The sequence below is a fragment of the Sneathiella chinensis genome (assembly GCF_012720115.1).
Lineage (GTDB): Bacteria > Pseudomonadota > Alphaproteobacteria > Sneathiellales > Sneathiellaceae > Sneathiella > Sneathiella chinensis.
In genome coordinates, this window is the sequence record NZ_VNWN01000006.1 from 163,222 (window position 1) to 177,200 (window position 13,979).

The window sequence follows — 13,979 nt, forward strand, 5'->3', positions numbered from 1 at the left end:
ATGACGCGTTGGAATGAAGACATTCTGTTGTCGGTGGAGCGCATGAGCATGCGTTTTGGCGGCCTGTTGGCGGTGGATGACCTGTCCTTCAATGTGGGGAAGGGGGATATCACCGCCCTGATCGGGCCAAACGGCGCCGGAAAGACAACCGTGTTCAACTGCATCACGGGATTTTACAAGCCGACAGCCGGGCGGATCACCGCCCACACGCTGGAGGGGGAGAAATTCCTGTTGGAGCGCATGGACGATTTCCGTATTCCCAAACAGGCCAAGGTGGCCCGGACATTCCAGAATATCCGGCTGTTTGGCGGCATGACGGTTCTTGAAAACCTGATGGTCGGCCAGCACAACCCCCTGATGAAGGCGTCGAAATTCACCTTTGGCGGCATTCTGGGGCTCAGCAGTTACAAGGAGGCTGAAAAGCAGGCTATTGAACTGGCCAAATACTGGATGGAGAAGACTGGCCTGACCTATCGGGCCGACGATGCGGCGGCTGACCTGCCATACGGCGAGCAGCGCAAGCTGGAAATTGCACGGGCCATGTGCACCCGTCCGAAACTGTTGTGTCTGGATGAACCGGCCGCAGGCTTGAACCCCCGGGAATCCGAGGAGTTGAACGCCCTGCTGCTGCATATCCGGGCAGAGGAGGATACGGGCATCCTGCTGATCGAGCATGACATGAACGTGGTGATGGAAATCTCTGACCATATTGTGGTGCTGGATTACGGCGAGAAGATCGCCGATGGCACACCGGAGGAGGTTCGCAATGATCCCAAGGTCATTGCCGCCTATCTGGGGGTTTCTGATGAAGATGTGGAAAACGTGGAACAACAGATTGAACAAGATGTAACCGGGTCTGGAGAGACGGAGGCGCCGAAATGAGCAAGCAGCCGCTTTTGCAGATCGAGAATGTGGAAACCTTTTATGGCAAGATCCAGGCCCTTCGCGGGATTACCATGGATGTGCATGAAGGCGAGATTGTCACCCTGATCGGGGCCAACGGGGCCGGAAAATCCACCCTGATGATGACGGTGTGCGGTAATCCGCGCGCCGCCAGTGGGCGGATCGTCTATGACGGGACGGACATTACCAACATGCCGACCCATGAAATCATGCGCATGGATATCGCCCAATCCCCGGAAGGGCGGCGGATTTTCCCCCGCATGACGGTCTATGAAAACCTGTTGATGGGCGCCGCCGTTACCGACCCGCAATATCTGGAAGAGGATTTCGAGAAGGTCTTTGACCTGTTCCCGCGCCTCAAGGATCGCCGGGATCAGCGGGGCGGAACCCTGTCCGGCGGTGAACAGCAGATGCTGGCCATTGGTCGGGCCCTGATGGCACGGCCGAAGCTGTTGCTGCTGGACGAGCCGTCCCTTGGTCTTGCGCCGCTGGTGGTGAAGCAGATTTTCGAGGTGATCAAGGAACTGAACCAGCGGGAGGGCCTGACCGTCTTTCTGGTGGAGCAGAACGCCTATCACGCCTTGAAACTGGCGGACCGCGGTCATGTGATCGTTAATGGTGTCATCACCATGAGCGGCACAGGAAAGGAACTGTTGGCCCGTGAAGAGGTTCGGGCCGCCTATCTGGAAGGGGGGGCGCACTGATGGGTATTCTTTGGGAAGACAGCTTTACCGTATTTCTGTTCATGACAGTGATTATCGCGGGCGGGGCGGCCTTTATGGCGGGCCGCTCTCTCGCGATGAAATGGCGACCCCTGATTCAGCCGATCCTCTACATGATGCTGTTGGGGCTGGCGGTCCGGTTTTTCCATTACGCCCTGTTTCAGGGGGACCTTCTGTCCGTGCATTTCTACATCACGGACACGCTCGTACTTATTGGTATTTCGTTGCTGGCCTACCGCCTGACCCGTGTCCGGCAAATGGTGACCCAGTATCCGTGGCTCTATGAGCGGACGGGGCCACTGACGTGGCGCGAAATACAATAATTTGTCAGGCCTGCCAAAGGGAGTTCGGCAGGTCCGACATTTAATGAAATTATACTTTACAAGATGATCGTATTTTAGGAATGATAGTTGTAAGGGTGTGATTTCCTATCTACTAACAAGGGAGAGTTAAATGAAAAAATATCTTCTTGCAGCAACCATGCTGTCAGCAAGTGTCATGATGGCGGGAAGCGCCTGGGCAGACATCCAGATTGCAACCGCAGGGCCGATGACCGGTCAGTATGCCAGCTTTGGCCAGCAGATGAAGGCCGGTGCCGAACAGGCCGTTGAGGACATCAACGCGGCTGGCGGTGTGAACGGTGAAAAACTGGTCCTGACCATCGGCGACGATGCCTGCGATCCGAAACAGGCTGTGGCTGTGGCCAACCAGATGGTTTCGAAGGGTGTGGTCTTCATGGCCGGTCACTTCTGCTCCGGCTCCTCCATCCCGGCATCCAAGGTGTATGAGGAAGAAGGCATCATCCAGATTTCTCCGGGTTCCACCAACCCGAAGCTGACCGATGAAGGCGGCCCGAACGTTTACCGTGTCTGTGGTCGTGATGACCAGCAGGGTCAGGTTGCCGGTTCCCTTCTGGCCACCGAATATAAAGGCAAGAATGTCGCGATCCTTCACGACAAGACCGCCTATGGCAAGGGTCTGGCAGACCAGACAAAGGCTGCCATGGAAGCAAATGGCGGCAAGGCTGCCATGTATGAAGCCTATACGGCTGGTGAAAAGGACTACACCGCCCTTGTTTCCAAGATGAAACAGGAAAATATCGATGTGGCCTATGTGGGTGGTTACCACACCGAAGCTGGCCTGATTGTGCGTCAGATGCGGGATCAGGGCATGAAAACCCAGCTTATTTCCGGTGACGCGCTGGTCACGGACGAATACTGGTCCATCACCGGTGATGCGGGTGAAGGCACATTGATGACCTTCTCTCCGGATCCGCGGAAAAACCCGAACGCTTCCGGTGTGGTTGAAAAGTTCCGCGCCAAGGGCATCGAGCCTGAAGGATATGTCCTGTACACCTATGCCGCCATTCAGGCATGGGCACAGGCCGCGTCCACTGCCAAGTCCGTGGATATTGATCCGGTCATGAAGGCGCTGAATTCCGGTAACTTCAATACAGTTCTGGGCGACCTTGCCTTTGATGACAAGGGTGACGTGAAACTGCCGGGCTATGTCTGGTACGAATGGAAGGGCGGCAAGTACGACTACCGCTAAGTCATTCAGGGTCTGAAGACCGAACCCCTGCGGGTCCTGCCCGCAGGGGTTTTTTTATGGGGGGTGGGGCGGGAAACCCGGCTGACAAAACCCGTTTTTCGTGTAACTATCCGGGGGCTGGTAACAGGCGGAAAACGTCGCGGCACAATAATGAAACAAGAATAACCAACAACAAGAACAAGCAAAAAGGGGCGGTACCATGAGCGTATTGAAAGGGCATTATGACTGGGATGCCATTCTGGGGGGATTGAACACATATTTGCGGCTGCGGGCCACCCCCATTGGCATGAAACTGTTCAAGACGGTAGAGGAGATGGAGGCCATTCCGCGCATCCGGCGGCCGGACGCCATTCACACGGCGGACCAGATCGTTGGTCAGGCCTGTCGTCTGGGATGGACCGTCGGGGTCACGGCCGAGGATTTTGTCGGCGCCCAGTGCGGGGCCGTTTTGGGGCTTCACCCGCAGGACGAGGAATGGAAGGCCGGAAAGCGTTATGTGGGCGTCTGGTGGGAAAGCGAGGAGGATACCCGCATTCACCAACAGGAAATGGACGTTGTCCCCTATGGGACCTACAAGGCGATGGCGGTGTCTCCGCTGGCCACCGGGCGTCTTGATCCGCCCGATGTGTGCCTGATCTATGCCACTCCCGCGCAGATGATCCTGTTCATCAATGGCCTGCAATGGGCGGGATACAAGAAGCTGGAATTTTCCTGCGTGGGGGAAAGTGCCTGTGCGGATAGTTGGGGCAAGGCCCTGTCCACGGGAGAGCCGAGCCTGTCCATCCCCTGCTTTGCCGAGCGTCGCTACGGCGGGGTGATGGAGGATGAATTGCTGATGGCCATTCCCCCGGCCTATCTGCCCAAGGTGGTTGAGGGACTGGCCCATCTGTCAAAGAACGGCCTGAGATATCCCATTCCGCCCTACAGTGTGCAGAATGACGCCCGGGCTGGCCTCGGCCACAGCTACGGCTAATTCCTGAAAAGGGGCAAGGTGAACACCGGAGTCGGAACCTTGCCCCGCCATTTTATCGGTCCTGAATTTCAGATGTGCGTTGTCGGGCAGGGGCGTTCTGATGTAAATCAGGCGGAGCACCACGGATTTACGGAAGCAGTTTGTTTTATGATGACCATGACTTTTTCTGATCGGAAAGATCATTGCCTGGCCTGTACCGGTACGGATATCGCGCCCGCCTATAGGAAGGACCAGATGACTTTCGATCGGTGCCAGAGCTGCGGGTTTGTGTTCATGAACCCCATGATTGACGAGGAAAGCATTGCCGAGTTTTATCGCGATTATGCGGGGACGGGCAGTTACACCAAAAAGGCCGACAAGAAAATGCGCCGCTCGCGCCGTCGGCTTCGTCGTCTGAAGCGGCTTGTGCCGGGCGGCACGTTCCTTGATATCGGGTGCAATGCGGGCTTTGTGGTCGAGGCTGCCCGCGAGGCCGGTTTCGATTCTTACGGGATCGACTTGAGTTCCGAAGGGGTCGCCTACGGAAAAGAGAATTTCCCGGGCTGTACCTTTCATAACCTGCCCATCGAAGCCGCCGCAGAACATCTTCCGAAATTTGATCTGGTCTATAGTTCGGAAGTGATTGAACATGTCCTCGATCTGGACAGCTTCCTTCGCCACACGGCGGATATCATGAAGCCGGGCGGCGTTTTGTATCTGACGACCCCGGATGCCGGGCACTGGCGAACTCCGAAGGACCTGTCCACATGGTTCGGGTTCAAGCCGCCGGAACACAGCATTTATTTCAATCGCGCCTCCCTGACACACGCGCTGGAGCGGTTCGGTCTGAAGATCGAGAAACGCTATCTCAGCCACAAGCCGGGCCTGAAAGTTCTGGCCCGAAAAGTTGGCTGATGGCCGGGGGCGGGCCGTTTCTGTTTGTCTATGGAACGCTGCGTCTTGCAAGCGAAGTTCCGGCAGCCCGCCTTTTGAAACGCCTTGCCGACTATCAGGGACAGGCCCTGATACAGGGGCGGCTTTATGATCTGGGTCGCTATCCCGGTGTTATCTGTACGCCGGACCCGGCCGAGCAGGTGGTCGGCGATCTTTTCCAGCTTCGGGAGCCAGAGACCGTCTTGCAGGCGCTGGATATTTACGAGGAATGTTCCGATACGGACCCAAAGCCGCATCTCTACGTGCGAAGAGAGGTCCGGGCCTTGCCCCGTTCAGGCGGGGAACTTACGGCATGGACCTATCTTTTTAACCGGGACGTGACACCCTATCGCGCCATCCCGTCCGGGGATTATCTGTCTTTCCTGAAAACCTGAAAACCTGAAGGCCACCCCGGAGGGTAGCCATCAGGGCCGTCATCAGGATATCGGGATCGGGTCAGGAACCGATATGGGTTTCCCCGCGTTCCCTGGCCAGCCGGATTTGTTTCTGGCGTTCAGCAAAGCGATGCTTCTGATCGGCGGTCAGCTTGTCGTGACAGCGGGGGCAGGACACACCCTTTTCATAAAGCGGGGACTGCTTGTCTTCCTCGGTAATGGGGTAACGACAGGCATAGCATTGGTCATAGGAGCCTTTTTCAAGCGCATGATTGACCGTGACCCGCTGGTCAAAGACAAAGCATTCACCTTCCCATGTGCTTTCCTGTTCGGGGACATCCTCCAGATACTGCAGGATACCGCCTTCCAGATGGTAAACTTCCTTGAACCCCTGGGACAGCAGGTAGGATGTGGACTTTTCGCAGCGGATACCACCGGTGCAGAACATGGCCACCTTCTTGTGCTTGTCCGCATCCAGATTGTTGGCGACATAGTCCTTGAATTCGCGGAATGTCTCGGTCTTCGGGTTGATGGCACCCTTGAAGGTGCCGACCTCGACCTCATAATCATTGCGGGTGTCGATCAGCAGAATGTCCGGATCGTCGATCAGGGCGTTCCAGTCCTTGGGCTTGATATAGGTGCCCACGGTTTCGCGGGGGTCCAGATCAGGCGCGCCAAGGGTGACGATTTCCTTCTTGAGGCGGACCTTCATCCGATAGAAGGGCTGTTCCTCGTTGATGGCTTCCTTGTGTTTCAGGTCGGCAAGGCGCGGATCGCTTTTCAGATAGGCCAGCAGGGTGTCGATCCCCTCGCGGCTACCGGCGACGGTACCGTTGATCCCCTCGCGCGCCAGAAGCAGGGTGCCGTGAATTCGGTTGTCGAGGCAGACCTTCAGGATTTTCGGCTGCAGGTCCTGATAATCGGCAAGTTCAACAAATTTATATAGGGCGGCGACAACAAACATTTTCACCTCTGGGTCATCGGGAAGGGGACTGTTCCCGCTTCCAATTCTGATTTTGCTGATGTTTATATTTATACGGCTGCCCACATGCAAGAATCTATTTAGCCCGCTTTGCGGCAGGGATCAGGATTGAATTTGCGGCCTTTCAGACAAAATGGTAGAAGCCGTTGGGTTTTCTTTTGACCAACGTTCAATTTTCTCGGTGAATTTATGGCTGCTCCCATTCTGGCATTACAAGACGCACGTGTGACCTTCGGCGGGGGGGACCTGTTCAAGGGCATCTCCCTCAGTGTAGAGCCGGGAATGCGCATTGCGCTGGTCGGGCGGAACGGGTCCGGGAAATCGACCTTGCTGAAAACGATCGCCGGGGTTCTGGAACTGGATGGCGGGGATCGCTTCCTGCAGGCCGGAACCCGCGTGGGATACCTGCACCAGCAGCCTGAAATCGTGCCCGGCCGGACCGTGTTCGAGCAGGTCTCGCAAGGGGTGCCTGAGGAAATGAAACAGACCGGGGCGGAAACCGGTTATCTGGTGGATCAGGTTCTGGACGGCGTCGGTATTGATGGCAGTCGCCTTTTGGAAACCCTGTCCGGCGGGGAGGCGCGCCGTGTTGCGCTGGCCGAGGCGCTGGTGGCGGACCCGGATGTGTTGCTGCTGGATGAGCCGACCAACCATCTGGATATCAAGACAATCCTGTGGCTGGAAGACGAATTGAAAACCTTCCGGGGGGCCTTGTTGATCATCAGCCATGACCGGCAGTTCCTGAAAAACCTTACCAACCGCCTGTTCTGGTTGGACCGGGGGGTGCTGCGGACCCACGGCAAGGGCTTCGCCGCCTTTGAGGAATGGTCCGAGGAAATCCTGCGGAGCGAAGAGGTCGAGCTTCGCAAGATGGACAAGAAAATCGCCGAGGAAACCGACTGGTCCCGCAAGGGGATCACCGCCCGCCGGGCCCGGAACGAAGGCCGCCTGCGGGCGCTGAACCGGTTGCGGGCAGAACGGTCGGAACGTACGGCCCGAACCGGCAACGCACGTCTGGAAGTATCCGCCGGAGCGAAAAGCGGCAAGGTGGTCGTGGAAGCCGAGGGGATCAGTAAAAGTTATGTTGACGCCAACGGGCAGGAAAAGAATGTGATCCGCAATTTTTCCACCCGGATCATGCGCGGCGACCGGGTCGGGATCATCGGCCCCAACGGGGCGGGCAAGACGACGTTGCTGAACCTGTTGATGGGGAAAATACCGCCCACCACGGGCGAGGTAAAGCTGGGCACCAACCTGACGCCAGCCATTTTCGATCAGCAACGGGAAAGCCTCGACCCTGAGGAAAGCCTGTGGGATACGCTGGCCGATCCGGGCAGCGGACAGTTGATGGTGCGCGGCGAAGTGCGCCATGTGGTGGCCTATCTGCGGGATTTCCTGTTCGAGGATAAACAGGCCAAAAGCCCTGTGAAATCCCTGTCCGGCGGTGAAAAGAACCGGCTTTTGCTGGCCAAGCTGCTGGCGCGGGAAAGTAACCTTCTGGTGCTGGACGAACCGACCAACGATTTGGATATGGAAACGCTGGACCTGTTGCAGGACATGCTCAGTGACTATGACGGGACGTTGATCATCATCAGCCATGATCGTGAGTTTCTGGACCAGCTTGTCACATCGGTGATCGCCCTTGAGGAAGATGGCAACATTGCCGAATATGTGGGCGGCTATACGGATTATGTGCGCCAACGCAAGGGCGGCCCGGAAACGGGCGTGAAGAAAGCGGAAAAACCGGCAAAGGCAAGTGAGCCCAAGGCAGAAAAGCCCAAGGCCCGCACGAAACTGTCCTACAAGGACCAGCGGGATCTGGACCTTATGCCCGGCGTCATCGAGGGGCTGGAGCAGGAGATCGCAAAGCTGGAAGCGGAGTTGGCCGACCCGGAACTGTTTACAAAATCACCGGAGAAGTTCCAGAAAATCGCCGATACCCTATCCGGAAAGAAAGAGGAACTGGACGCCGCGGAAGAACGCTGGCTGGAACTGGAAATCCTTCAGGAAGCCCTGTCTACCTGACGGGGAGGGCGCGAAAGGGCGCTATACCGTCAGGGGCATTTCCGTCGCATGGCGGCGGCTTGGCAGGGGAAGCAGGCCGCAGGTCCTCAGAACCGTGGAAATGATGGCATCGGTTGCCTTGTCAAAATCCGCGTCCTGCAGCCCGTCCTGACGGCCGAGGACGGACGCCCACTGAACCTCGAAATCCGCCCAGGTCTGGGTCATGGCCCAGATATGGAAAATCAGGCGTTTGCTGTCGACAGGGGCCATTTTTCCCTGCTCGACCCACATGTCCAGAATGGCGGCCTTGCTTTCGACCCAGTCTTTGAGGTCTCCCTCCAGATAGGGTTTGATGCGCGGGGCGCCCCGGATCAGTTCATTGGCAAAGACCCGCGACGCTTCTGGCCGGGTGCGAGACAGGTCCATCTTGGCGCGGATGTAATCGGCAAGGGTTGAGGCCGGATCGTCGTTCGCCGTGATTTCCCGGAACGAGGAAAGCCACAACGCCACAATGTCATCGACAACGGCCCGGTACAGCTTGGCCTTGGTCCCAAAATAATAATGGATGTTGGCTTTTGGCAGGCCCGCCTCTTCGGCGATGGAGGCAGTCGTTGCCCCGCGAAAGCCGTTCTGCGCGAAGACCTTTTCCGCCGCCTTCATGATGCGCTTTTCATTTTCCTGTCGGATACGGCCTTGCCCGTTCCCGTCCGTGGAGATGTCCTGCATACCGATAACCCGCCTTTCGCCGCGAATGCGCCCCTGTCGAAAGACAACAGGAACGCGAGAGCGGTTCGTATATTTTAAACTTACCTGACCAAATGGTCAATTCTTGCAGAAAGCGAATATATCAGGATCTTAATGGACCATTCAGGCGAATAAAATAAGATCAAAACAGAACGCGGAAAGTGCCCCTTAGAATTGAAAGGGGCATTACTTCGCCAATCCGGTCCTAAAAAGCCAGAAAACCTGTGTATAAAATTAGTAAAAAATAATATTATAATGTGAATTTTATTTAGATTTACTCTTATTCGTTGAAATATATTGCATTTTTCACACATATCGATTTTCTTTATAAGAACATAAAGTGAACATATGGACGAAAGTGAGGCCCCCTATGAAATTCAGGCTAGTAAATTCAGGGCCTCTTTTATCCCTTCGTTGTGATTTTTCGCCCTTAAAATCAGGGTGCCCCTTTCCACGGACGGGGAGATGATGGGCAGGGGCCATCTGTACCGTTATTGGTACAAATCATGAACATTTTTTGGGGCGAAAACCGGCAAAAAGGGGATCAGGCGGGAAGGTAATCATACGGGGGAGGGTCAATTTTGCGTGATATTTTTCTGATTAAGGATTCGCTTTATAATGGCATTTTATGCCGGGACGCGGGTTTCTTATCTGGCGGTTTGGTGGATTGGGGCCGCTTGGCAGGCTATGGGAATGGCACTTTTTCAGGGGGTTGAGTTAATATTCGAAAAAACTTGACCGTTTGGTCAGATTTTGACTACCTTCATATTAACAAAATATCAAATTCGGCCATGAGCCGATCATGTCTAACTGGGCTGGGGAAAGAAAGATGGGTGATATCGCAGGTATCGCGGCGGGACGTTTGTCCGTCGACGAGCTGTCGAAGAATTTCGACGACATGTATCCGGCACTGGATTCCAAAACCGCCGGGATCGAGGCAAGCAGGTGTTACTTCTGTTATGACGCTCCCTGTATGGAAGCCTGCCCCACGGGGATTGATATCCCGAACTTCATTCGCAAGATCCAGACCGGCAATTACCGGGGATCGGCACTGGACATCCTGACAGAGAATATCATGGGCGGGGCCTGTGCGCGGGTGTGCCCGACGGAAATCCTGTGTGAGGAGGCTTGCGTTCGCACCGCGCAGGAAGACAGGCCCGTCACCATCGGCCGCTTGCAACGCTTTTCCACTGACTGGTTGATGGAAACGGGGGAGCAGCCGTTCGAGCGGGCCGCGCCAACGGGCAAGACCGTTGCTGTGGTGGGGGCTGGGCCGGCCGGACTTGCCGCCGCCCACCGGCTGTCCATGCTGGGGCACGAGGTTGAGGTTTGCGAGGCCCGCCAGAAGGCCGGGGGCCTGAATGAATACGGGATTGCCGCCTATAAGGTGCCCCACGATTTCGCCCAACAGGAAGTGGATTTCATTCTCGGCCTTGGGGGGATCACGGTTCATTACGGTCAGGCCTTGGGGCAAGAGGTGACACTGGCCGGGTTGCGGGATCGCTATGATGCGGTTTTCCTTGGGCTTGGCCTTGGGGCTGTGCGGGCGCTTGGTCTTGCCGATGAACAGGTTGAAGGGGTTTATAACGCGGTCGATTACATCGCTGCCCTGCGCCAGTCGGATACCAAGGCCGATATCCCGGTAGGCCGCAAGGTTGTGGTGATTGGGGGCGGCAATACGGCAGTGGATATCGCGGTCCAGACAAAGCGACTGGGGGCGGAGGATGTGACGCTGGTATATCGGCGCGGCGCCGACGCCATGAGCGCCACCCCCCATGAACAGCATTATGCCCAGACTAACGGGGTGAAAATCAAGCATTGGGCCAAGCCGGCCTCGTTGCAGGTTGCCGGGGGTGTCGTGACCGGGGTCGGGTTCGAATATACCGAACTGGACCCGGACGGGCGTCTGATCGGAACCGGCGAGACTTTCACCCTTGAAGCGAACATGGTGTTCAAGGCCATTGGACAGGTTTTCATCCCGGACCCGGTGACGGAAAGCGCCGCCTGCCTTGAACTGGCGGAGGGGCGCATCGCCGTCGGGGACGGCGGGGCAACCTCCATCCCCGGTGTTTTCGCCGGGGGGGACTGCGTCTCCGGGGGCGAGGATCTGACCGTTGCCGCCGTTCAGGATGGCAAGCTGGCGGCCCATGCCATCAACGATTATCTGGCGAACCGATAAGGGGGAGAGCAGAATGGCTGATATTTCATACAATTTCGCAGGAATTAAAACGCCCAATCCCTTCTGGCTGGCCAGTGCCCCGCCGACGGACAAGGAATATAACGTGGTCCGCGCCTTTGAGGCCGGATGGGGCGGTGTGGTCTGGAAAACCCTGGGGGAAGACCCGCCGGTGGTGAATGTGTCCTCCCGCTATGGTGCGGTCAACCTGAACGGCCAGCGCATGATGGGGCTGAACAATATCGAGCTGATTACGGATCGGCCGCTGGATGTCAATCTGGAGGAAATCACCCGCGTCAAGAAGGACTGGCCGGACCGGGCCATGGTGGTTTCCCTGATGGTCCCGTGCGAGGAAGGGCCGTGGCAGAAAATTCTGGGCCGGGTTGCGGAAACCGGTGCCGACGGGGTGGAACTGAATTTCGGCTGCCCCCACGGCATGTCGGAACGGGGGATGGGGGCGGCCGTCGGTCAGGTGCCCGAATATGTTCAGATGGTCACCGAATGGTGCAAGAAACATACGGACATGCCGGTGATCGTCAAGCTGACCCCCAATATCACCGATATCCGCACATCGGCGCGGGCGGCGGTGAACGGAGGGGCGGATGCGGTTTCCCTGATCAATACCATCAATTCTATCGTCAATATCGACCTTGATATCATGGCCCCAACCCCGACCGTGGACGGCAAGGGAGCCCATGGCGGCTATTGCGGACCGGCGGTCAAGCCCATTGCCCTTAACATGGTGGCGGAAATCGCCCGTGATCCTGACTGCAACGGGATTGCCATGTCCGGGATCGGGGGCATTTCCAACTGGCGCGACGCGGCGGAGTTTATCTCGCTGGGGTGCGGCACGGTACAGGTCTGTACAGCGGCCATGCACCGGGGGTTCAAGATCGTCGATGACATGAAGACCGGCCTTGCCAACTGGATGGATGCCAAGGGGTACAAGACGCTGGACGATTTCCGGGGGCTGGCCTCGGCCAATGTCACGGACTGGAACCAGCTCAACATGAACTACGACATCAAGGCCCGGATCAATCAGGATCTCTGTATCAAGTGCGGCCTGTGCCATATCGCCTGTGAGGATACGTCCCATCAGGCCATTGCCGCCGCCCGTGTGGCGGGAGACCGGCGTTATGAGGTGGTCGATCAGGAATGCGTCGGCTGTAACCTGTGTATGCATGTGTGCCCGGTGGATAACTGCATCACCATGGAGCGGGTCGACGAGGGGAAACCCTACATGAACTGGAACCAGGACCCGCGCAACCCCCACAGAACAGCGGCGGAATGAGGGAAAAATAATGAAAAACATGAATGTAACCGGGGATCGTCTTTGGGACAGCCTGATGGAAATGGCCAAGATTGGCGGGACGGAAAAGGGCGGGTGCTGCCGTTTGGCCCTGACCGATCTGGACCGGCAGGGGCGCGATTTGTTCGTGAAATGGTGTGAACAGGCTGGCTGCACCATCAAGGTGGACAAGATGGGGAATATCTTTGCCCGCCGCGCTGGCGAGGATGACAGCCTGCCCCCGGTCATGATGGGATCGCATCTGGATACCCAGCCCACCGGCGGGAAATATGACGGTGTTTTCGGGGTGCTGGCCGGTCTGGAAGTGGTGCGGACGCTGAACGATTACGGGGTGCGGACCCGCCACCCGGTCGAGGTGGCCGTCTGGACCAACGAGGAAGGATCGCGTTTTGCGCCGGCCATGGTGGCCTCGGGTGTGTTTGCGGGGGTGTTCGATCTGGATTATGGGCTCAGCCGGGCCGATCTGGATGGCAAGACCATGGGCGAGGAGTTGGCCCGGATCGGTTATGCGGGCGAGGAAGAGGTCGGCGGGCGCGAGATCAAGGCCTTCTTTGAAGCCCATATCGAGCAGGGCCCGATCCTTGAGCATGAAGAAAAGACAATCGGTGTGGTCAAGGGGGCGCAGGGGCAGCGCTGGTATGAAATCACGGTGACCGGGCAGGAGGCTCATGCGGGTCCCACCCCCATGGCGCGCCGCAAGGATGCGCTTGTCGCTGCCTCGAAAATCGTGACCGAGGTCAACCGGATCGGACTGGACAACCAGCCCTATGCCTGTGCCACCGTGGGGCTTTTGAATTGCAGTCCCAATTCCCGCAACACCATTCCGGGAGAGGTGTTCTTTACCGTTGATTTCCGCCACCCGGATGATGCCATCCTGTCCAGGATGGATCAGGAACTTCGGGCCTATGCGAACAAGATCGCAGAGGAAGGCGGCTTTGACATGGCGTTCGAGCAAATCTGGTATTCTCCGCCTGTGGAGTTCGATGCCGATTGCGTGAACGCGGTTCGGACCGGTGCGGATATAGCAGGTTATGCTCATATGGACATTATCTCCGGGGCAGGGCATGATGCCTGCTACATCAACCGGGTGGCCCCGACAGGCATGATCTTTGTTCCGTGTGAAAACGGGATCAGTCACAACGAAGAGGAAGAGGCGACACCGGAAGATCTGGCCGCAGGCTGCAATGTCTTGCTGCATGCGGTGGTGGAACGGGCAACCGTCGCCTGATGGGAGACGATCAGGGGGAACGGCAAGGGGAAAACCCCGGCCAGACCCCTGACAGGGCGGCGCTGCCGAAGAGTAATCGA

General features: G+C 57.2%; 12 protein-coding genes and 1 pseudogene. 11 read left to right on the forward strand and 2 right to left on the reverse strand.

Translation table 11 applies throughout. The features are described from left to right. From FQB27_RS10855 to FQB27_RS10885, 7 genes and pseudogenes are all read left to right on the forward strand, one after another. A pseudogene (locus FQB27_RS10855) lies at positions 1-825 on the forward strand (ABC transporter ATP-binding protein); the annotation flags it as partial. A 53-nt stretch (positions 826-878) separates the two neighbouring features. Then, positions 879-1,607, forward strand: a complete 729-nt coding sequence (locus FQB27_RS10860) for an ABC transporter ATP-binding protein (RefSeq protein ID WP_169561075.1) — start codon at positions 879-881, stop codon at positions 1,605-1,607. Beyond that, a complete protein-coding gene (locus FQB27_RS10865; RefSeq protein ID WP_169561357.1) occupies positions 1,604-1,948 on the forward strand; it encodes a DUF6867 family protein in 345 nt (114 codons plus the stop codon). Before FQB27_RS10860 ends, FQB27_RS10865 begins: the two co-directional genes overlap by 4 nt. A gap of 130 nt (positions 1,949-2,078) precedes the next feature. After that, entirely contained in the window at positions 2,079-3,176 is a 1,098-nt protein-coding gene (locus tag FQB27_RS10870; RefSeq protein ID WP_169561076.1) for a branched-chain amino acid ABC transporter substrate-binding protein, read from the forward strand. A gap of 199 nt (positions 3,177-3,375) precedes the next feature. After that, entirely contained in the window at positions 3,376-4,149 is a 774-nt protein-coding gene (locus FQB27_RS10875; protein WP_169561077.1) for a DUF169 domain-containing protein, read from the forward strand. Positions 4,150-4,305: 156 nt separating this feature from the next. Further along, positions 4,306-5,043, forward strand: coding sequence for a class I SAM-dependent methyltransferase (locus FQB27_RS10880; RefSeq protein ID WP_169561078.1), 738 nt, complete (start codon positions 4,306-4,308; stop codon positions 5,041-5,043). Then, positions 5,043-5,456, forward strand: a complete 414-nt coding sequence (locus FQB27_RS10885; RefSeq protein WP_169561079.1) for a gamma-glutamylcyclotransferase family protein — start codon at positions 5,043-5,045, stop codon at positions 5,454-5,456. The genes FQB27_RS10880 and FQB27_RS10885 overlap by 1 nt, the downstream gene beginning before the upstream one ends. Before the next feature lie 61 nt (positions 5,457-5,517). On the opposite strand, the gene trhO is transcribed toward FQB27_RS10885, so the two are convergent. Continuing rightward, positions 5,518-6,420 (reverse strand): oxygen-dependent tRNA uridine(34) hydroxylase TrhO, encoded by a 903-nt coding sequence (gene trhO / locus FQB27_RS10890; RefSeq protein ID WP_169561358.1) that lies wholly within the window; start codon positions 6,418-6,420, stop codon positions 5,518-5,520. A gap of 207 nt (positions 6,421-6,627) precedes the next feature. Here trhO and FQB27_RS10895 point away from each other — a divergent pair, with 207 nt between their 5' ends. After that, positions 6,628-8,463 carry an ATP-binding cassette domain-containing protein gene (locus tag FQB27_RS10895; RefSeq protein ID WP_169561080.1) on the forward strand — a complete coding sequence of 612 codons (1,836 nt, stop codon included), beginning with the start codon at positions 6,628-6,630 and terminating at the stop codon, positions 8,461-8,463. A 21-nt stretch (positions 8,464-8,484) separates the two neighbouring features. Here the strand turns inward: FQB27_RS10895 and FQB27_RS10900 are convergent, their stop codons facing one another. Continuing rightward, on the reverse strand, positions 8,485-9,168 hold the full coding sequence (locus tag FQB27_RS10900) for a TetR/AcrR family transcriptional regulator (RefSeq protein WP_169561081.1): 684 nt from the start codon (positions 9,166-9,168) through the stop codon (positions 8,485-8,487). A gap of 847 nt (positions 9,169-10,015) precedes the next feature. Between FQB27_RS10900 and FQB27_RS10905 the strand changes: the two genes are divergently transcribed. Genes FQB27_RS10905 through FQB27_RS10915 form a run of 3 tightly spaced genes read left to right on the forward strand, consistent with a single transcriptional unit; the run spans position 10,016 to position 13,899 of the window. Then, positions 10,016-11,365 (forward strand): NAD(P)-dependent oxidoreductase, encoded by a 1,350-nt coding sequence (locus FQB27_RS10905; protein WP_169561082.1) that lies wholly within the window; start codon positions 10,016-10,018, stop codon positions 11,363-11,365. A 13-nt stretch (positions 11,366-11,378) separates the two neighbouring features. Next, positions 11,379-12,653, forward strand: coding sequence for an NAD-dependent dihydropyrimidine dehydrogenase subunit PreA (preA, locus tag FQB27_RS10910; protein WP_169561083.1), 1,275 nt, complete (start codon positions 11,379-11,381; stop codon positions 12,651-12,653). Positions 12,654-12,663: 10 nt separating this feature from the next. Further along, positions 12,664-13,899, forward strand: coding sequence for a Zn-dependent hydrolase (locus FQB27_RS10915; RefSeq protein ID WP_169561084.1), 1,236 nt, complete (start codon positions 12,664-12,666; stop codon positions 13,897-13,899). The last annotated feature ends 80 nt before the right edge of the window (positions 13,900-13,979 follow it).

Coding starts and splice junctions, on each gene's coding strand:
- FQB27_RS10860 (WP_169561075.1), top strand. CDS start 879: ATGAGCAAGCAGCCGCTTTTGCAGATCGAGAATGTGGAAACCTTTTAT.
- FQB27_RS10895 (WP_169561080.1), top strand. CDS start 6,628: ATGGCTGCTCCCATTCTGGCATTACAAGACGCACGTGTGACCTTCGGC.
- FQB27_RS10870 (WP_169561076.1), top strand. CDS start 2,079: ATGAAAAAATATCTTCTTGCAGCAACCATGCTGTCAGCAAGTGTCATG.
- FQB27_RS10905 (WP_169561082.1), top strand. CDS start 10,016: ATGGGTGATATCGCAGGTATCGCGGCGGGACGTTTGTCCGTCGACGAG.
- FQB27_RS10915 (WP_169561084.1), top strand. CDS start 12,664: ATGAAAAACATGAATGTAACCGGGGATCGTCTTTGGGACAGCCTGATG.
- FQB27_RS10880 (WP_169561078.1), top strand. CDS start 4,306: ATGACTTTTTCTGATCGGAAAGATCATTGCCTGGCCTGTACCGGTACG.
- FQB27_RS10875 (WP_169561077.1), top strand. CDS start 3,376: ATGAGCGTATTGAAAGGGCATTATGACTGGGATGCCATTCTGGGGGGA.
- preA (WP_169561083.1), top strand. CDS start 11,379: ATGGCTGATATTTCATACAATTTCGCAGGAATTAAAACGCCCAATCCC.
- FQB27_RS10885 (WP_169561079.1), top strand. CDS start 5,043: ATGGCCGGGGGCGGGCCGTTTCTGTTTGTCTATGGAACGCTGCGTCTT.
- FQB27_RS10900 (WP_169561081.1), bottom strand. CDS start 9,168: ATGCAGGACATCTCCACGGACGGGAACGGGCAAGGCCGTATCCGACAG.
- trhO (WP_169561358.1), bottom strand. CDS start 6,420: ATGTTTGTTGTCGCCGCCCTATATAAATTTGTTGAACTTGCCGATTAT.